Raw genomic sequence first — 18,203 nt, 5'->3', positions numbered from 1 at the left:
ACCTTTTTACTCTTAATAAAATAGCTACACCTATTTAAAAGCAATTTTACGTAAAATTGGATTCATTTTCATTTTTTCAATAAAGATGACTGTCCGAAATTTTTTTTTGGCGAGAAGATCAATACTCAATCTTCTAAGAAAAGAAGAAATATCTCGCTGTCTTAATAAGGTCTTATAAGACCCTATCATTTGATTCCTATTTCCTGAAAAAATATTATCAAAAGCTTTATTAGTAATTATAGATTGCAGTAATTCTATCTTTTCTCTCCTTCTCGCATTTAAATTAGAAATTTGAAAGGCTGCACTTACAATGATTTTTGTCTTAATTTCTTGAATTAATGTGGCATCTTCTATTTGGAACTTCTCAAGTAATTTTTGCAATGCTTGAAGTTCATCTAATTGTATTTCGATTCTTCTAGGATGAAAACTGGTCAATGCTGAACCGCTTCTACCAGCAATATAATTATAAAGAATCGAATCAATAAATTGAATGGTATTTAAATATCGATAAACTTGAAAATTGAATGAAGTATCCTCTCCTATTGGTTTACTAGGAAACTTAATATCGTGTTTTAAAATAAATGACTTGTTATAGATTCTTGACCAAACATTATACATCATATCAGTTTTGAATAACTCTATAAATTCATTTCTAAATTCATTCTTTCCAAGAAGACCACAATGCGTATACAAATGAGGGCGACAAGACAAAATAGTGTCCTTATTTTCTTTAATTTCATTGTAGCCAAAACAAAGAACATCCCATTTATCATTGAGGTTAGGAAAAATTTTTTCAAAGAAATCCTCAGATACAAAGTCGTCTGGATCCATAAAAAATAAATAATTACCCCTTGATAAAGAAATACCTAGGTTCCTGGCTTCTGATACTCCGTTATTTTCAATATGCCTAACACAAACATTAGAAAAATTATTTTGGTACTCATCGCAAATCGCACCACTATTATCACTTGAACCGTCATCAATTAACACAATTTCATAATTGATTGATGACGATTGCTTAAGTATGGAATCTAGGGCTCTTTTTAAATAACCTTCAACATTAAATACTGGAACAATAATGCTCAAATCTATATTATCCATTAACCCTTCATCCTTAATTTATGACGAATAAACTCTAGTGTCCATTTCTCTTTTTTAAACTTCTTTAAAATTGTTGATTTAACATATGCCCAATAGAATTTATTTCTTGTTACTTCTAAAAACTCTTCCTTAGAAATCTTCTCTCCAATAACTAATTGATTTGGTATAACATAAAATGAATCTACTAGTCTAAACTCAGGACACTTAATCACTCTCTTTTGAAAATGTGCATATAGAGGACGATTAATCTCTATATTACCATCGATTAAATTTATTGATTCCAAACCATTTTCCTCTGACCAAAAATAATAGCGTTTAGGTTCATTTTCACCATATTCTCGAAATGAGAAATGACTAATATCGATATCATCAAAAAACTTATCTTGCAGTTGTTTGAAATTACTTTTTTCAAAAATCTTTTGGATACCGTTTGCCTCATCAAAAATAAAACTTTGTTCACTCGTATAGACATTGTGATAATCTAATCGATAGTTTAAACCTTGACCAGACATAAAAACACGATTAACTTCACTTGAATTCTTAAAAATTTGCAGATGACCTAAAAGACCATATCTAGCATAGTCATTCTCAAAAAAGCTATGCTCTTCAAAAAATTGATAAATATCACCTAGTAAGACATCTGTGTCACAAAAACCCCAGTAATCATAACCCTTTAACTCTTCTTCAAAGATAAGCCCATAAGCAACTTTATAGTCACATAATTTATAAGGTGTTTTAAGAGAGATTTTAAAATCAAACTTAGACTGAACTCTCTCTCTTAACTCATCAAAAGAAAGAGTTACAAATTCTATATTTTTTGCATTTAAAATTTCAAATTGGTCAATCTTTTGATCCGTATAAATTAAGAAATCAATTTTTTGATTACGTTTAGCGGTCAACAAAAAATATGGGAAAAATTTTGGAAGTCTTCCGAAATATGGAATAATAAGTCTTATTCTTTTCATTTAGTTAGATCCTCTCCACCCTTATTCAGCCAAGTGACAGCATCAAAATAGCGGTGGTACGTTTTCAGATCAATGCCAACGTGTCCTTGCTTTTCAGCTGATTTAAAATGAACTAATGAAGGCAAGTCACTATAATTCTTTGAAGAGAAAATCACCTTACTCTTATATGGAAGCTCTTCAAACTCTTTCATCAGCTCATAAGTACAAGCATCATTGTCATTGAACTTGAAATACAAATTATCCCAATGCATTCTCTTCAAACGGCGGTTCCATTTTTGAGTTGCTTCTTCTTCATCTGCATAATGCAAAAAATGAAGTTCAATATCATCAAGAATTGCAAGAGGGTAGGCGTTATCAAAGTCTTTGATATATTTCGATTCCTGAACAAATTTCAAGGGGATGTTTCCACTCAAATAGTGTTTTAAATTCTTGAGCATCTTGATATAATCAGGCGAAAAGACAAACATCCCTACAAATGGTGTTTGATAAGGCAAGCCCAACTCCTGATATACTTTTCCAGCCCAACAATTATCACAAATGATCGTAAAATTTTTATTCTTGAGTCTTCGTCTAGGAATAAAGTTAATAATTGGATAAATGATTGGTTTTAATTTATTCTTAATTTTTTCAGTATTCATTTTAATATTTCTTATACAACTCCGAAAAATTCCGAATATAACTTTGTAATGAGAAGAGTTCTTTTTGACGTTGGACAGAGGCCTTACCAAATTGTTCTCTCTTCTCAGTATTCTCTGCTAATTCTTGGATAGCCTTAGACAATCCTGTTGGCTCATTTGGCGTGGCAAGAAGGCCGTTATCACCTTCCTTGACCATTTCACAGACACCACCATGACGGTAGCCGACTACAGGTTTACCACAAGCCATAGCTTCTAGTACGACTGTTGGTAGTGGATCTGGATTGGTACTTGGCAAGACAAAGATATCAAACATATTATAGAGCTCTGTTGTCTTACTATAATAATCGATACGCTTGATTTGTTCAGCTACTGGTGATTCTGAAATAGCTTTTTCCAAGTCACCCACGCGCCACTCTTCACCTTCAAATGCACTCCCTGCCAGAAAGGCTACTGCTTTTGAATTAGCCTGTAAGATTGGAGTGACAGCTTCTAAGAAATCGCCTTGCCCTTTCCAAGCATTCACTCGACCAACCATTCCGATAATCAAAGCATCCTGGGCGATACCAAACTGGTCACGAACTGCGCTAGCATCCATCACCTGATAGACCGCATTGTCAACACCATTATAGATGACTTGAACTTGGTCATCTTTTACAAAACGAGACTGCTTGACGTGATTAGCAACAGCATTTGAAACTGTCACAATCGTATCCGCATAGCGCCCCATCAAAAAGTTGATAAAATCTGAAATGGCTTTTGGCTTGACGATAATCTCATGCACATGCCAAATCAAAGGTAATTTCAACTTACGTTTAAGATAAATCCCCTCAAGTACCGCAGTTGTATTGTTGTGAACAAGGGTAATCCCATTTTCTTTAGCATATTGAGCAATCTGTTTGGAGTAACGGTTATAAGAGCCAAAGTACTCAAGAATCCCTTTTGGATTAAAATATTTCCGGCGCAAGATTGGGTAATCAATGACTTTAACCTTAGCACCGACATCTTCTAGAGCACCCACTAAGACACCGTCATTGGGTAAAATAACGTGTGCTTCAAAAGCATCTTTATCCAAACCCTTAATAAGCTCCAACAAAACCTTGTCAGCACCATACATTTCGGCACCAGCGTGAAGATATAAAATTTTCTGCATTTCTATCCTTTAAATACTTTCTCGTAGTCTGTAACAATTTTTTCCCAAGTAAAGGCTTCAGCAATCCGTTGACTTGATTTTTGATTGAGATCTTCGATTGCTTGAGTATCCATTTGTTCAGCCTGATCGATGACATGTGCCAATTGATCTTTCTTCCAATAGAGCGCCCCATCTTCACCGACTTCACGGTTAAAGCCAACATCCAACAAGAGATTGAGCTTAGTAGACTCAAGAGCCTCAAGAAGGGATGGATTGGTACCACCTACTTCATGACCATGGAAGTAAGCAAAGGCATTCTCACGGATGTATTTGAGCAATTCTTGATCATAGACCGTCCCGACAAACTTCACTCGAGGATCTTGATCAAATCCAGTATCTTTACGCAACTGTTCATAGAACTTGTTTTGTTCTACATTGGTAATTAGAACAAAATCTTTTTGGGAGTTTGACTGCATAAAGCCACGAATCATGGCCTCATAGTTGTTTTCCGGTACAAAACGTCCCACGACAAGGTAGTAATCTCCTTCAGTAACTTGCTTATCTGCAAACCAAGTCCGTACTTTCTCGTCTTCTTTACTCAGGATAGACTTGCTTGTATCGGTTCCATAAGCAATATAGGTCGTCTGTGGCTGATACTTAGCATAATCCTTCTGAATATAAGCTTCGATGTTCTTACTATCACAAATCAAAAGATCAGCATGTTTGACCATGAGTTGCTCAGAAAACTTCCAATACTTGCGGACTGGGAGACTCCATTTCGCGCGAAGCCATTCATGACCATCTGGATTGACCATGAGGGTCCCACCGATCGCCTTGATTTTCTTTTTAATTTTTGAGATAAAAGGACCAATCCGGCAAGCCAAGATATAGAAGATCGGAGCTTGATCCTTATTTTCTTTAGCCATTTCAATAGCCTTATTGAGGGCCGCAATATCATAAGCAATAGCACGCGCAGGACCGATATTAGGGACGTCAATATTGTAACAGATTGCTCCATTATGCTCGAAAGTATCTGCTGTAATGTCTGATTTTGCAGAGTTTTCCCGCATACAAGCCACATAATACTGAATTTCTTTGTCTTTTTGGAATTCTGTCAATTTCTCAACAAAGGTTTCAAAACCACCATATTTTGCTGGAATACCTTTGGAACCAACTATATAAATTGATTGTGTCATTTTTCTCCTAACATGGAAAGGACGAAGTAGGCAGTCTCCTACTTCGCTCCTTCTTTTCTAAGTACAACCTTCACGGTCTTGAGCAAGATCTGAATGTCTCTCCAAATCGTCCAATCATCCATGTACGCAACGTCCAGTTTGACCACTTCGTCAAAGTCTGTAATCTCACTGCGTCCGCTCACTTGCCAAAGTCCCGTAATACCTGGTTTGAAGCTGAGTCGGCGTTTTTGGGCTGGCGTATATTCTTGGTATTCGTCAACCGTTGGGGGACGAGTCCCAACCAGACTCATATCACCGATCAGAACATTGTAAAATTGTGGCAATTCATCGAGACTGGTCTTACGGATAAAGCGTCCGATTGGCGTTACCCGCGGATCATTTTCCATCTTAAACATCCCACCTGTCATGGTATTTTGTGCCATGAGATCTTTCTTAATCTCTTCGGCATCCACACGCATGGAGCGGAATTTATAGAAGTTGAAATACCGTCCGTTCTTTCCGACCCGCTTCTGTACAAAGAAGGCAGGTCCGCCATCCTTGCGAATCAGAGGGACTAAGACGATACTCACTAGGCCACAAATCAAGAGACCAAAGAGGGCTCCTGCAATGTCCAAGAGACGTTTAGCAAACACGTGACTCGACTTGTAGAAATTGGTTGAGAAAGTAACAACACTTAGTCCTCCGACTTCTCGAACCCGTTTATTACCTAAGGACGCGAAGTTAAAGGCATTGAGATTGACAGTTACATCGATCCCCATACTCTCAAACTCCGAGACCAAGTCACTAATATTGTAGTCCTCACTTGGCAGATTGATAAACACTTCATCCACCACTTCCTTGGTCACAAAATTCATCATTTGATCTGGCTGCACCACCCGTACACCTGAATGAGCAAAATCAGTATCGTCCATGACAGTGACACCGATTAGTTCTCCATGATAAAGGCTGGGCGAATGCAGAATATCAAACACTTTTTCCATCCGACTGGTCGCTGTGATCAGGAAAATCTTTCTCGAGCTTTTCCGCCGTGGGGAAACAGACCTCCGGTATCTCTTGAGCAAGAGATCCATGACATAGACAGAAAATGTATTCAAAAGAAAGAAGTAGATCATCCCCCGACGAGAGATGGAAAAGACCCCATCGAGCATAAAAGAGGTAAAGGTGATCCCAACAGCGAAAAACACATTGTATTTCAAGACCTGAAAGAGCTCATCCAGGTAACCCCTGCTATAAAAACGATAGGCAATATTGCTAATGTAGAAAGCTACAAAATGTAAGAGATAGAGAATGGCGATCGTCTGTGACGTGTATTCTGCATCCTTAAAAAGACTCACAATGTAAGCTGAAAATAGGACAGCTAAACTTTGAAAGAGAACAATATTTAGTTTTTCCAGTTCAATTCTTTCTTCTCCCATTTCCCCTCAATCCTATTCTTTACTTTTTCCCGTACTCTCCGTAAGATCCGTATCCTCCATACGAACCATATTCAGCAGCTTTAATGTTAAATTTATTGAGCACAACTCCCAAGAAAGGTGTGCCTGTTTGTTCTAATTGGTCCTTAGCTTTTTGGACAGCCTTGCGTCCATTGGCGCCAGATTCCGTGATCAAGACAGTTCCATCACAGCGTTGGGCGATAATGGCCGCATCGATCACAACCCCAATTGGAGGCGTATCGACAATGATGTAGTCAAAATGCTCACGCAGGGCATCCATCATCACAGTGAAGTTCTTGCTTTGCAAGAGACCTGTTGGGTTTGGTGCGACCTGTCCAGATTCGATGATATCCAAATTTGGAAAATCTGTCGCATACAAGATTTGGTCCAATTGGCTACGGCCAGATAAGAAGTCGGTCAAGCCTTGAATCTTAGTACGACTACGGAAAATCCCTGTCATGACAGAGTTCCGGATATCACAGTCGACCAAGAGGGTCTTGTAACCCGCACGAGCAAAGGCAACGGCCAAGTTGGTTGAAGTGGTTGATTTCCCTTCATTTTCTTGAACAGATGAGATAGCGATGACTTTCAAGTCCACCCCACTCAATTGGATATTGGTCGCAAGGGCATTGAAGTACTCTTCTGCCTTCCGAACTTCTTGCAATTTGTTTTTTGAAATTTCTAACGTATTCATGCGATCCCCAGTCTACAGTTTCTTAATATCTGGCACAACACCAAGTAAGGTGAAGCCCATCAGCTCTTCAACGTCTTCTGGTCTCTTAACACGATCGTCCAAGACTTCTACTACGACCATGAGAACCACCATCAAGCCCGCTCCAGCAATAAAACCAAGAAGGACATTGCGTCGGATATTTGGTGAAGAAGGTGTTTGAGGCACTTCTGCTTCATCCAAGGTCGTAACATCTGACACCTTGGTCACAGCAATGATCTTTTCAGCTGCTACATTCCGAAGGCCATTGGCAATACGAGCTGCTTCTTTTGGATCTCCGTCCTTAGCCGTGATCGAAAGGATACGAGTATCTGTCGGAACAGACACACTGATCTTTTTCGACAACTCAGCAGGTGTCATATCGAGTTTCAATTCTTCGATAGCTTGGCTCAAGACATTTTGAGAAAGAATGATCTCACGGTAGTCCTTAACCAAGTAAGAACCAGCCTGCAAATCAGAGTTTGTCAAGGCATTGTTGTCTTGGTTTTGACGGCTGACCACATAGATCCGGCTAGTACTTTGGTATTCTTTCTTGGCTAAAAAGGCACTGTAGCCAAATGCTGCAATGGCAAAGACAAGAGCGACCAAAACGATCGAAAACTTGCGTTTCCATAGGGTCTTCAGCATAGCAAAAACATCAATTTCCACTGCTTGATTTTCTTGATTGTTCATTTCCTAATTACTCCTTCATGTGGATCTCTCCACCTGTTTCATGGTTAGATTAATTCATCCGCTAACAAGAGCTGTTGATTGTCGACAAAGAGCCTTTGTGCTCGTTGTTCTCCGTATTCTTCCTTGATCAAACGATAGGCTTCCGCCATATAAGGCGGTCGTTTATCCACATTGTGCATATCACTGGCCACAAAGTGCACCAAGTCTTTTTCTAAGAAGTACCGAGCTCGTTTTTTGAGTTGTTTTTGCTCATCCCCAAAGAGGCGAGGCTTGAGAACGCTGGAACTATTGATCTGCATGTAGCAGCCCATGTCAATCATCTCTTGCACGCGCTCCTCATTTTTCTCCAAGCACTTGTAGCGCTCGATATGGGCCACCACCGGTGTCACACCTAGATGGAGCAAACGGTCCAAAGCCGTATGGATCTCCTTGTAAGGCGTTCCCATGCTGAATTCAATCAGCGCAAAGCGCGTATCTGCCAAACGTGGAATGATCTTTTCTTCCAGTTTTTTCAAGACATCATTCGTAAAGTAGATCTCTGCCCCGTAATGAATCGTTAAATCTGATGCGACCTCTGCCGCAATTTTTTTCACTTCTTGAAAATTTTCAGAAATCTTTTCTTCGGGAGTTTCAAACATCCCCTTGCGACGATGAGAAGTGGAGATAATGGTCCGCACCCCTTGGCGATAGCTTTCTTCCAATAAGGCACGCGTATCTTCTCTTGTCTTTGGTCCATCATCCACATCAAAGACGATGTGCGAGTGGATATCAATCATTTTTCTTTTCCTTCCATTACTTTTTGAATGGTTTCCTTAGCCTTGGTCAAGCTGGCTTGATCCAACTCCATGACATAGAGGTTGGATCCAGGCATAGCATAAGACGGCAAGTCATTTCGTCCTTGACCAGTAATCGCTTGAGATGTCACCTCATAAGAACCACCCGTTTCTAACTGGGTATTGATCAAGTTCATCATAGTCGGCAACTGCATATTGGTTTGGACAGAATCTTGGAGGTTTCCGATAATCTCGTTGTAGTTGCTTAAGACCTTAGTTGAGGTCAACTTTTTGATAATGGCCGCAATGACTTTTTCTTGGTTTTTCCCACGGTCATTGTCGCCACCTTGGAGTGAGTAGCGTTCGCGAACAAAACCGAGGGCTTGCTCTGAATTCAAATGAACCTTTCCAACCGGGAAATGGAACTTGCCATGCAGGCTCGTGAATTCTTGGTCATTTTCCACATCGATCCCCCCTAGAAGGTCAATCAACTTGAGGAAGGAGGTGAAATTGAGACGAACATAATAGTTAAGCTTGATATCATAGAGATTCTCAAGGGTATGGATCGAAGCATCCACTCCGTAGATCCCCGCGTGGGTCAACTTATCGTTCTGGTTGTTACCACCATCTGCAATCGGTACATAGGCATCCCGTGGAGTCGTTGTCAATAGGACTTGCTTGGTCTTCCGATTAACCGTCATGATGATATTGACATCTGAACGAGAAACCGAGGTTACCGGACCATAGGTATCGATCCCGCTGACATAGATGTTAAAGACATCCGCATTGGCAGACACCTTGCTCGTCGCTGCCACTTCTTTTCGGACCTTGTAGGAATAGATTTTCTTCAACTTCTTCGCATAGTCCGCATCTTCTGCGGCAATGGTATCCTCAAAGGTACTGTTGAGCACCATAGCAGAAGCATTCCCTTCTTGCAGGCTCTTATAGGCATCTAGATAAGTCGGTGCATCCACTACAGAAATTTCCTGACCCTTGGTCTTTTTGATGTTGTCCAAGAGGGCAGTAAGATTAGCTTCGTTATTGTTGCCCTTTGGTGCTACCACTTCCTTGATTTCTTTGATATCTTTGATGTCACTGTCTTTCTTGACATAGACAGCCATCTCAAACTCTGTATAGTTAGAGTGGCCATTGACATTACTGGTCAGATTCAGCAGCTGTTGACTAGCAAATAAAACTCCTGAACTAGCCAATAAGCCGACAAGAAGCAGGACCAAAGTTGTCTTTTTGGCCTGATTTTTGATCACAAACCAAGCTGATAAGAGCAAGAGAAGAGCTAGTAGTGCAATCACGAGAACATTGACATAACGAAAAGCCAAGATGTTATTGGCCAACATGGTATAGGTCGCCCAACTTGCAGTCATAAGCAAAAAAATAAGCAATACGGAATTAATGATTCGCAATTGCCCCCACTTATGTTCTGAACGACGACTCCGTCTCCTTTGTGACATAAATACCTCCAATTAGTCCTAATCATATTTATTGTAACATATTTTTAGCAAAAAATGCATTAATTATCACTTTTTTGTCCATTATGTACATTTAAAAAGTAAGCGTTTTCTGAAACAGGCGAAATCCCTTGTATACTTATGCAGAGAACCTAAAAAAACCGGGTGGAAAACCCGGTTTTTTTGAAGATCCTACAAAAGATCATCTCGTTTGACCTGCTCAAAACTTTCTTTACCGTCATTGAGCTTGTCCCAGATGACGACTTTTCCTTCTTTGAGGGATTTTTGAACATCAATGATCCGCTGGTTAGAAGAGCCACGGAACTGCAACATGAGGTTGCGTTTGCTCTTATCATAGCGGCCATCGACCAGAATATCAATCAGCGAGAGAAGCTCTAGTTTGTCTGGTGTCTCCAGCATCATTTCTTCCCAGGTGTAGCCGGTCCAAGACCAAATATCTTTGTCGGGCAACTCTTTTCTCACGCGCTTGACCAAGGGCAGAAGGATGCCAGTGTTAAGAAAAGGTTCCCCCCCAAGCAGGGTCAAGCCCTGGACATAAGGTTGGGCCAGATCTGCCATGATCTGTTCTTCTAACTCTTTGGTGTAGGGAATACCTGCATTGAAAGACCAGGTCGCTACATTGTAACAGCCCTCACAGTGAAACATGCAACCCGCCACATAAAGGGAGTTGCGCACCCCTTCGCCATCGACAAAGTTAAAAGCCTTGTAATCGATGATGCGTCCTTGACTCAGTTCTTCACTCTTCCATTCACCTGGTTTAGGTGTATTCCATGTCATCCTTCTACTCCACTTCTATCCAATAACGCTCCGTTCCATTTCGAACATCTTCAAATTGACCGCCATTAGCTAAGATAACCGCTCGGCTGGCCGGATTTTCCGTGCTACAAGTCACCAGAGCACGATGGATGTTCTTTTCTTTAGCAACTTGCAGACCTTGACGGAGAGCTTCCTTGGCATACCCCTTGCCTCTTTCAGAGGGACGGATGGAGTAGCCGATATGACCAGCATAATTCAGCAATCCCTCGTTTAGTCTCAGCCGTAGATTCAAAAAACCTAAAGCATGACCTGATTCATCAAACAATACGAACTGAATTGATGGAACGCGATTTTCAGGCAAGTTTATTCCCATTTCTTTATTAAGGTTAGTTTCTAGCCACTCCTCATAATCAAAGTTCTCAGCATTCCAAAAGCCGCCGTCGTGGGCCGACTGGGTCTCTTCGAACTCTGCCATCATGTTTAGAATGGTTTCTTTATCTGCTAATCTTGGTCTGCGTAATTCCATCTTTACCTCCCCCCCATACGAGAAAAGCGAGAGCGGACTCTCACTTTTTCTTATTCTTATTTAAAAATTGTTCTCTCAGGCTGGCTACTCGGTCTTTTTTATTGATTCCACCCTTTGAATGCTTCTCGTGGAATCGTTGAACCTGAGCCTTGCCCTTATCATCTAATTGGTATTTTCCCATAATATCCTTTTCTAATCTGTCACTTGGTGACCAGCTGATTTGATAGTGGATCCATTCATGTGTTTGACCCGTGCAGCGATTTCCTTATGACGGCCATTGACCATCGGACGAGCTTGCGGGTTTCCGAGATAACCACAGGTCCGTTTGACCACATCAACCGTCTTAGGATCGCTATTGCCACAGTTTGGACAAGCAAATCCGCGCTCAGTCGGCGTGAAATCTCCTTCAAAATCACACTTGTAACAACGGTCAATCGGCGTATTGGTTCCGAGATAACCAACCCGGTCATAAGCATAATCCCAAACTGCTTCAAGGGCTTTTGGATTTTGTTGGAGCACAGGGTATTCACAATAGTGGATAAAGCCACCAGACGCCCCAGCTTCAGGATAAACTTTTTCAAAATCCAACTTTTCAAATGGCGTTGGGTTCTTACGAACATCGTAGTGGAAACTATTGGTGTAGTATTCCTTGTCTGTGATATCCGGAACCTTACCAAATTTCTCCGTATCTAGGCGACAGAAGCGGTCTGTCAAGCTTTCTGACGGTGTCGAATAGATGGAGAAGTGGTAATCATACTGGTCAGACCATTCTTCCACGCGCGCTTTCATATCCTTGATGATATCGATCGTGAATTGTTTGGCTTCTGGATTGTGTTCCCAATTTGGACCATAAAAGACGGTTGCGACTTCATAGAGTCCGATATAGCCAAGAGAAACGGTCGCTCTGCGATGACGGAAGAGTTGATCTACCTGGTCATACTTGCCCAAGCGTTTCCCGAAAGCCCCATATTGGTAGAGAATCGGCGCATTGGCTGGTGTCGCTTCTTTGGTACGTTCCACGCGGTAAACCAAGGCATCTTCAGCAATGTTCATCCGTTCATTAAAGATTTGCCAGAACTTCTCCTTGTCTCCGCCTGATTCCAAGGCAATCCGAGGTAAATTGACTGTCACAACCCCTAGGTTCATCCGGCCAGAATTGACTTCCACACCATTCTCGTCCTTCCAACCTTGAAGGAAAGAACGACATCCCATCGGTACCTTGAAGGAGCCTGTCAACTCGACAATCTTGTCATAAGACAAAACGTCTGGATACATGCGCTTCGTAGCACATTCCAAGGCCAATTGCTTGATATCATAGTTAGGGGTTCCAGGCTCTAGGTTGAGTCCCCGCTTGAGGGTAAAGATTAATTTTGGAAAAATGGCTGTCCGATGTTCCGATCCAAGCCCCTTGATTCTGATTTCCAAAATCGCCTTTTGGATTTCCCGCTCAAAGCGATTGGTTCCTAGACCAAAACCAAGCGAAGTAAAGGGAGTTTGTCCGTTCGAGGTAAAGAGCGTATTGATCTCATATTCCAGCGATTGCATGGCATCATAGATATCTTTTTGAGTCTTGCTCCAAGCATAGTCCTCTTGCTTTTCAGGAAGCACCCACTCTTTTGCATCTGCCAAGTGTTTTTGGTAGTTCTTTTCTGCATAAGGGGCCAAGACTTCATCGATCCGGTCAGCTGAGCACCCCCCGTACTGACTAGAAGCTACATTGGCAATAATCTGCGAAATTTGAGCCGTTGCAGTTTGGATGGATTTAGGACTTTCTACTTCTGCATTCCCAATCTTAAAGCCATTTCTGAGCATACCTTCAAAATCGATCAAACAGCAGTTGGTCATCGGTGTATAAGGGCTATAGTCCAAATCATGGTAGTGAATATCCCCTTTTTGATGGGCATTGGCTACGTGTTTGGGCAACATTTTAAGACCAATAGACTTACCGACAATCCCTGCCGTCAAGTCCCGTTGCGTATTAAAGACATCGCTGTCCTTATTGGCATTTTCATTGACAACCGCTTGGTCCTTGTTGAGGAGTTTTCCAATCGTAAAGTTGATATCCGTCGCTTTTGAGCGCTCAAAATCCCGCTGAGTCCGATAAGTAATGTAGCTCTCAGCAATCGCATATTCGTTGGCTTGAAGCAATTCATGTTCAACAACGTTTTGGATCTCATAGATCTTCACGCCATTTGGAAAACGTTCCAAGATCTCTGCGATCACACGATCGACAATGGCTTCTAGTTTGGCTTCCATCACTGGAGTGAGAGAAGTCACTTCTTCTGTCGCCTTCAACAAGGCTTTATAAATTTTTTCAACATCGAATTGAACACGACGGCCATCTCGTTTTTCAACAAAAATATCCGGGGCCATTCTCAGTTTTTCTTCTCTCAAGGTGATCATACCAAACATGCCTCTCTTCATTTATTTACATACAAGTTGTATTATACCACTCCAAAAATAAAAATCAATATCTTGTGGTGAAAATTCTAAAAAACTTTCTAAAACACAAGATATTGATTTTCTTAAGAGCATTGATAGAGTTTGAAATGACGGTATTTCTTCTCAACCAGACGATAATTTTCTTTGAGCAAGTCCTTCATATTGGAGGTCAACTCCACCTGATTGTTGACCACAATATACTTCGGTTCAGACCGATCGATTTGTTGGATCACATTGGTCCGATTTTCATTAATTCCCAGATAAGACATTGGGGTCAATAAGGCAGAAGCTGCCAAACGATCACTTTCTTGATAGAGAGTAGCTGTCGCATCCCAAGCATAAATGGTATCTTTCGACTTGGTGTGATTTTTAATGTAGCTGGCAATAGCGCTCCGTTCACTGGATTGACCAGACTGAAGCACAACATCTTGAACCACCGGATTCGCCAACAGATAGACAAGGGCTACTAGCGGTAAGAAAACTTGGCTTGTAAAGTAAGCGGCCCAAACTTCCTTGTTTTTCTTCTTCCGACCACGACGTTCGATCCCATCGTTTTCTTCCCCATCTCGTGAGAACCAGATCGCAAACAAAGGAAGAACAAATGGCAACATTGGCAACAATTGGTAAGCGCCTTGCTCCGGAAGACCAATAGACACGATGAGGACTACCAGGCTACCTGCCCATCCCATAAAGCGGAAGATCCGGCGAGCACTGCTATTTTGCTTCGTAAAGGACATCAAAAAGGCAGAGACCAGACCAAAGGCCAGCGCCAACAGTCCATAATAAATGGCATTACTGAAGGTCTGTCCATTGCTAAAATTCAAGGCATTAAAGACATAGGTTACTTGGTTAATGGCATAGCCAAAAGTCTGATTCAAAACGGTGATATAGCCAATTGGATAAAAGACGAGTGAAAAACCAAGGAGAGCTGCTAGCAGTTGATAAAAGCCACGCGCCCATCTCTTCTGCTTGATGTTAAAGGCTGTTAATCCAAGGAAGGCCAACAAATAAAACAAGGCACTGGTCATCGGATCAATCAGGAAAGCCACAGCTGCAATCGCACCATAAAGGATAAAGCCTTCATCCTTACGATGCCCAATCAAATAAGCCAAAATGAAATTCATGCTGGCAAATAGGATTGGAAGGCTAAAGAGAGTCACATAAGTCCCTCCAAAACCAAGGCCTAACACCAAGAAATAAAAGAGTAACTGGACATTCTTCGCTGTATCTTTATCAGACACCAGCAAGCGCACAACCCGATAGAGGTAAGTCCCCGCAAAGAAGAGGGCAATCGCTTGAAGGATCATCAAGATCCAATGTCCACCAGCTAAACTTCCCAACCAGTTGATTGCATAATAGAGCAGACCATTGGTTCCGTAAAAATCACCAAACGGTACTTGACCCTTGGTCATTGCCCAGCCAGCATACAAGTTTTGAGATTGTTGATTGGTTGCAAAACGGGTTAAAAACGGCACCCCGACATGCAATAAACTAATCAAAAGACTCAACACAAAAGGAATCGCTAGGGGCACTGGACGCTTGGATTGACGACGGATAGGCTCAACTGCCACATCTGCCTCTAGCTCTTCCGTATTCTCTTCTACCTTAGATGCTTCCGCTTTTGTCGTTTCAACTCCCGCCTTACGCGAACGACGACTCATCCGACTGAGCGGTTGCTCCGGTTCCTGTTCTGATTCTTGTGTGGGTTCTGCTACTGCTTCTGGCTTGGCATCACTAATTTCCTCTGATGCCTCCATTGCAACCGGCTCCTCCAAGACTTCTGCCTGTTGGCTATGAGTCGGTTCTTCTTCACGAAAGACTGATTTATCTAGCACTTCGCGAATTTCACGTGTATCCTGAAAACTATCTCCCACGTGAATCCCTAATTTTTTCGAAGTCATTTCTTGCTCTTTTTCGCTCATTCTTTTTCCTTTTCTTCGCTATTCCTCTGCTCTTTCCTTTTAGAAAAAAGCCCATTATCTTCTCTAGTATACCAAATTCTGCCGACCATGTCAGCCTCTCGCCACATAGTCCTATGGAAAAAGAGTCAGCCCCCTCGGTTTCTGACTCTTTCTTCTGTATGCCCACACCTATTACAACATCGGTGCGAACAATTGCATAATTTCCTTGATTAAGCTTTGGTGCCATGTAAAGCGGAAGGTATCTTCAGTGATTTCTTGGGATACTTCAAAGATGTTGTCAAAATCCGCCCGGATCTCTTTCAGAGCAGGCGTCCGATACATCCAGACCGCATTTTCATAGTGATGGACCAGACTGCGGTAGTCAAAGTTAATCGAGCCCACAACCGCCATTTCATCATCTGCTAGGACTTGCTTGCTGTGGACAAAACCAGGTGTGTACTCATAGATCTTCACTCCTGCATCCATCAAATCTAAATAAGCCCCACGCGTAACGATTTGGATCAATTTTTTATCCGGAATATGCGGAGTCACGATCCGAACATCCACCCCACGAAGGGCAGCATTGCGGATATCTTCTGTCAAATCATAATCGATGATCAAGTAAGGAGTCGTGATATAGACATAATCCGTCGCTTGGTTGATCATATTTTGATAAACCGTCTTTCCAACCTGCGACTTGTAAATCGGCTTTGGTCCACTCCCATAGGGAATGTAGAGCCCTTCTCCTTCGACCGCCTTATTTTCAATATGGTAGCGGTCAAAATCCTCGATTTCCCCACGGTTGATGTACCAGTTCATGAGGAAGAGTCGCGTTAAGGCCTTAACAGCTCGTCCATCTAAACGGATGGCACTGTCCTTCCAGTGACCAAACCGCTCAATGTGGTTGATGTACTCGTCTGCCAAATTGACACCACCCGTATAGCCGATCTGCCCATCAATGACCAGAATCTTGCGGTGGTCTCGGTTGTTATAAGCTACTGTCAAACGGGGGATCACCTTGTTAAACTTATGGGCATCAATCCCCTTCTTTCGCAATCGTTTGGTATAGTTCCCAGCCAAGGTTGCCATACAGCCGATATCATCATAAAGGAGTTTGACCTCAACCCCCTCTTTCACTTTCTGCTCTAAAATCTCTAAGATACTGTTCCACATCAAGCCCTCATCAATAATGTAAAACTCGATGAAGATAAATTTTTTCGCCGCTCGCAGATCCTCTAGTAGTTGCTCATACATGTCCTCTCCTAGAGGGTAAAAGGTCGATGCCGTCCCATTGTAGAGATCTGCATTGTGGTCCATGGACAAAATCGACTTGACCAAGCCATAAACCGCCTTGCTTTCTTGCTTGAGCTCCTTACGCAACTGATGACTATTGTCCTCTCGAAACTTCATGGACTCCATATTTTTCAGCTGGATCATTTCCTTTTTGGACAAACGCCGCTCTCCAAACATGAGGTATAAAAGCGATCCAAAGACAGGAATGACGGCAATCAAGAGCCAGGTCACCTTATTTTCAGGCGGGGTATTTCGATTAACAATAGCTAAGATTGTCGACACATATAAGAGCCCAATGACTGCAACAGATAGCCAATGAGGGAACCATCTATTAAGCCAGAAGAAGGCCGCAAAGGATGCCCATAGTTCAAAGCCCATAAACAAAATACTAAATCCATATTTGGACATTAATAGACGTAATTTTCGAAAGGTCACAGCATCCTCCTTTTTTCTTTCTACTAGTATACCAATTCTTTTTACCCGTTGCAACGACCAACCAAACCCCTTCTAGACAAACAAAAAGAGAGCTGGGACAAAAGTCCTAGCCTCTCATTATTTTTGGACTGTCGAGCAAGACGCAGTGGTTTAGTGGGATATACTACGCTGATTTCATCAGCTTTTACAGCCTTACTCAACTGTGCGGAGGTGGGACAACGAAATCGAATTCTAACGAATTACCGATTTCTGTCCCACTCTCCCTCTTGTTTCGTCCCTTATTGCTTGGTCAGAACGATAATTCCTTGATCATCCTCTGCTTGCTCTAAGTCTTCTAGTGACAACTGATCTCCTTCGATCCGATAGCGATAAGGTTCATCCCCGATACGCATGGATTGATTGACCGGATCAATACTAACCTCTTTGGTCTCTTCTTCGCCATCAGCGTCTTGCACTGTAAATGTGCCTTTTTGACCCGTCACCACCAGCAGAATCGTACTCTCCTCATCCTGCCCTCGATAGCTTCCGTCTATAGACACTCCTTGCTCTGGCTTTTCACTGGTCGAAGCCACTGTCTCAGATGAACTTGAGCTAGCGCTGCTAGAAGTCTGAGTTGCTTTTTCTTGCTGGCTACAAGCAGTCGGGAAAAGGGCTACTGCCAAGGTCAGTATAGACATGATTTTTTTCATTAAGATTGACTCCTTTCGCCATAACCGTATACTATCT

Annotated in this window: 17 protein-coding genes; all 17 read right to left on the bottom strand. The window is 41.9% G+C overall.

The window, feature by feature from the left end; genetic code table 11:
* Positions 1-30: 30 nt before the first annotated feature.
* The 17 genes from HMPREF2832_RS06230 to HMPREF2832_RS06155 all read right to left on the bottom strand — a co-directional run bounded on the left by HMPREF2832_RS06230 (position 31) and on the right by HMPREF2832_RS06155 (position 18,166).
* The gene (locus HMPREF2832_RS06230) at positions 31-1,101 is read right to left on the bottom strand and encodes a glycosyltransferase family 2 protein (protein WP_070506034.1); all 1,071 of its coding nucleotides are present in this window, start codon (positions 1,099-1,101) and stop codon (positions 31-33) included.
* Positions 1,101-2,066: a DUF6625 family protein gene (locus HMPREF2832_RS06225; protein WP_070506032.1), complete on the bottom strand. Its 966-nt coding sequence runs from the start codon at positions 2,064-2,066 to the stop codon at positions 1,101-1,103. The genes HMPREF2832_RS06230 and HMPREF2832_RS06225 overlap by 1 nt, the downstream gene beginning before the upstream one ends.
* Positions 2,063-2,704, bottom strand: a complete 642-nt coding sequence (locus HMPREF2832_RS06220) for a DUF1919 domain-containing protein (protein ID WP_070506030.1) — start codon at positions 2,702-2,704, stop codon at positions 2,063-2,065. Before HMPREF2832_RS06220 ends, HMPREF2832_RS06225 begins: the two co-directional genes overlap by 4 nt.
* A 1-nt stretch (position 2,705) precedes the next feature.
* The gene (locus tag HMPREF2832_RS06215) at positions 2,706-3,854 is read right to left on the bottom strand and encodes a glycosyltransferase family 4 protein (protein WP_070506028.1); all 1,149 of its coding nucleotides are present in this window, start codon (positions 3,852-3,854) and stop codon (positions 2,706-2,708) included.
* Between the two features lie 2 nt (positions 3,855-3,856).
* Complete coding sequence (gene cps2T / locus HMPREF2832_RS06210) at positions 3,857-5,029, bottom strand: beta 1-4 rhamnosyltransferase Cps2T (protein WP_070506025.1); 1,173 nt, start codon at positions 5,027-5,029, stop codon at positions 3,857-3,859.
* Between the two features lie 38 nt (positions 5,030-5,067).
* A complete protein-coding gene (locus tag HMPREF2832_RS06205; RefSeq protein ID WP_070506023.1) occupies positions 5,068-6,444 on the bottom strand; it encodes a sugar transferase in 1,377 nt (458 codons plus the stop codon).
* A 19-nt stretch (positions 6,445-6,463) separates the two neighbouring features.
* Positions 6,464-7,156: a tyrosine-protein kinase gene (locus HMPREF2832_RS06200; protein WP_070506022.1), complete on the bottom strand. Its 693-nt coding sequence runs from the start codon at positions 7,154-7,156 to the stop codon at positions 6,464-6,466.
* A gap of 12 nt (positions 7,157-7,168) precedes the next feature.
* On the bottom strand, positions 7,169-7,864 hold the full coding sequence (locus HMPREF2832_RS06195; RefSeq protein ID WP_070506020.1) for a Wzz/FepE/Etk N-terminal domain-containing protein: 696 nt from the start codon (positions 7,862-7,864) through the stop codon (positions 7,169-7,171).
* A 44-nt stretch (positions 7,865-7,908) separates the two neighbouring features.
* Positions 7,909-8,640: a capsular polysaccharide biosynthesis protein Cps4B gene (gene cps4B / locus HMPREF2832_RS06190; protein ID WP_070506018.1), complete on the bottom strand. Its 732-nt coding sequence runs from the start codon at positions 8,638-8,640 to the stop codon at positions 7,909-7,911.
* On the bottom strand, positions 8,637-10,106 hold the full coding sequence (locus HMPREF2832_RS06185; RefSeq protein WP_070506017.1) for an LCP family glycopolymer transferase CpsA: 1,470 nt from the start codon (positions 10,104-10,106) through the stop codon (positions 8,637-8,639). Before HMPREF2832_RS06185 ends, cps4B begins: the two co-directional genes overlap by 4 nt.
* 189 nt (positions 10,107-10,295) lie before the next feature.
* On the bottom strand, positions 10,296-10,901 hold the full coding sequence (nrdG, locus tag HMPREF2832_RS06180; protein ID WP_003009087.1) for an anaerobic ribonucleoside-triphosphate reductase activating protein: 606 nt from the start codon (positions 10,899-10,901) through the stop codon (positions 10,296-10,298).
* Between the two features lie 4 nt (positions 10,902-10,905).
* Positions 10,906-11,406, bottom strand: a complete 501-nt coding sequence (locus tag HMPREF2832_RS06175) for a GNAT family N-acetyltransferase (RefSeq protein ID WP_070506015.1) — start codon at positions 11,404-11,406, stop codon at positions 10,906-10,908.
* Positions 11,407-11,446: 40 nt separating this feature from the next.
* Positions 11,447-11,587 (bottom strand): hypothetical protein, encoded by a 141-nt coding sequence (locus tag HMPREF2832_RS10255; RefSeq protein WP_003002079.1) that lies wholly within the window; start codon positions 11,585-11,587, stop codon positions 11,447-11,449.
* An 11-nt stretch (positions 11,588-11,598) separates the two neighbouring features.
* Positions 11,599-13,809 carry an anaerobic ribonucleoside-triphosphate reductase gene (gene nrdD / locus HMPREF2832_RS06170; RefSeq protein ID WP_031574358.1) on the bottom strand — a complete coding sequence of 737 codons (2,211 nt, stop codon included), beginning with the start codon at positions 13,807-13,809 and terminating at the stop codon, positions 11,599-11,601.
* 122 nt (positions 13,810-13,931) lie between these two features.
* Entirely contained in the window at positions 13,932-15,770 is a 1,839-nt protein-coding gene (locus HMPREF2832_RS06165) for an MFS transporter (RefSeq protein ID WP_070506014.1), read from the bottom strand.
* A gap of 171 nt (positions 15,771-15,941) precedes the next feature.
* On the bottom strand, positions 15,942-17,477 hold the full coding sequence (gene cls / locus HMPREF2832_RS06160) for a cardiolipin synthase (RefSeq protein WP_070506012.1): 1,536 nt from the start codon (positions 17,475-17,477) through the stop codon (positions 15,942-15,944).
* Positions 17,478-17,755: 278 nt separating this feature from the next.
* Entirely contained in the window at positions 17,756-18,166 is a 411-nt protein-coding gene (locus tag HMPREF2832_RS06155; protein ID WP_070506010.1) for an SP_0198 family lipoprotein, read from the bottom strand.
* Positions 18,167-18,203 lie beyond the last annotated feature (37 nt).

This window comes from Streptococcus sp. HMSC073D05, from assembly GCF_001812015.1.
GTDB classification, from domain to species: Bacteria; Bacillota; Bacilli; order Lactobacillales; family Streptococcaceae; genus Streptococcus; species Streptococcus parasanguinis_D.
The sequence above is the reverse complement of the archived record's forward strand: the minus strand, read 5'-3'. Positions and strand labels throughout refer to the sequence as shown.

What these genes read in the sequence shown, in the direction of transcription:
- HMPREF2832_RS06230 (WP_070506034.1), bottom strand. Translation starts at nt 1,101, where the DNA reads ATGGATAATATAGATTTGAGCATTATTGTTCCAGTATTTAATGTTGAA.
- HMPREF2832_RS06225 (WP_070506032.1), bottom strand. Translation starts at nt 2,066, where the DNA reads ATGAAAAGAATAAGACTTATTATTCCATATTTCGGAAGACTTCCAAAA.
- HMPREF2832_RS06220 (WP_070506030.1), bottom strand. Translation starts at nt 2,704, where the DNA reads ATGAATACTGAAAAAATTAAGAATAAATTAAAACCAATCATTTATCCA.
- HMPREF2832_RS06215 (WP_070506028.1), bottom strand. Translation starts at nt 3,854, where the DNA reads ATGCAGAAAATTTTATATCTTCACGCTGGTGCCGAAATGTATGGTGCT.
- cps2T (WP_070506025.1), bottom strand. Translation starts at nt 5,029, where the DNA reads ATGACACAATCAATTTATATAGTTGGTTCCAAAGGTATTCCAGCAAAA.
- HMPREF2832_RS06205 (WP_070506023.1), bottom strand. Translation starts at nt 6,444, where the DNA reads ATGGGAGAAGAAAGAATTGAACTGGAAAAACTAAATATTGTTCTCTTT.
- HMPREF2832_RS06200 (WP_070506022.1), bottom strand. Translation starts at nt 7,156, where the DNA reads ATGAATACGTTAGAAATTTCAAAAAACAAATTGCAAGAAGTTCGGAAG.
- HMPREF2832_RS06195 (WP_070506020.1), bottom strand. Translation starts at nt 7,864, where the DNA reads ATGAACAATCAAGAAAATCAAGCAGTGGAAATTGATGTTTTTGCTATG.
- cps4B (WP_070506018.1), bottom strand. Translation starts at nt 8,640, where the DNA reads ATGATTGATATCCACTCGCACATCGTCTTTGATGTGGATGATGGACCA.
- HMPREF2832_RS06185 (WP_070506017.1), bottom strand. Translation starts at nt 10,106, where the DNA reads ATGTCACAAAGGAGACGGAGTCGTCGTTCAGAACATAAGTGGGGGCAA.
- nrdG (WP_003009087.1), bottom strand. Translation starts at nt 10,901, where the DNA reads ATGACATGGAATACACCTAAACCAGGTGAATGGAAGAGTGAAGAACTG.
- HMPREF2832_RS06175 (WP_070506015.1), bottom strand. Translation starts at nt 11,406, where the DNA reads ATGGAATTACGCAGACCAAGATTAGCAGATAAAGAAACCATTCTAAAC.
- HMPREF2832_RS10255 (WP_003002079.1), bottom strand. Translation starts at nt 11,587, where the DNA reads ATGGGAAAATACCAATTAGATGATAAGGGCAAGGCTCAGGTTCAACGA.
- nrdD (WP_031574358.1), bottom strand. Translation starts at nt 13,809, where the DNA reads ATGATCACCTTGAGAGAAGAAAAACTGAGAATGGCCCCGGATATTTTT.
- HMPREF2832_RS06165 (WP_070506014.1), bottom strand. Translation starts at nt 15,770, where the DNA reads ATGAGCGAAAAAGAGCAAGAAATGACTTCGAAAAAATTAGGGATTCAC.
- HMPREF2832_RS06155 (WP_070506010.1), bottom strand. Translation starts at nt 18,166, where the DNA reads ATGAAAAAAATCATGTCTATACTGACCTTGGCAGTAGCCCTTTTCCCG.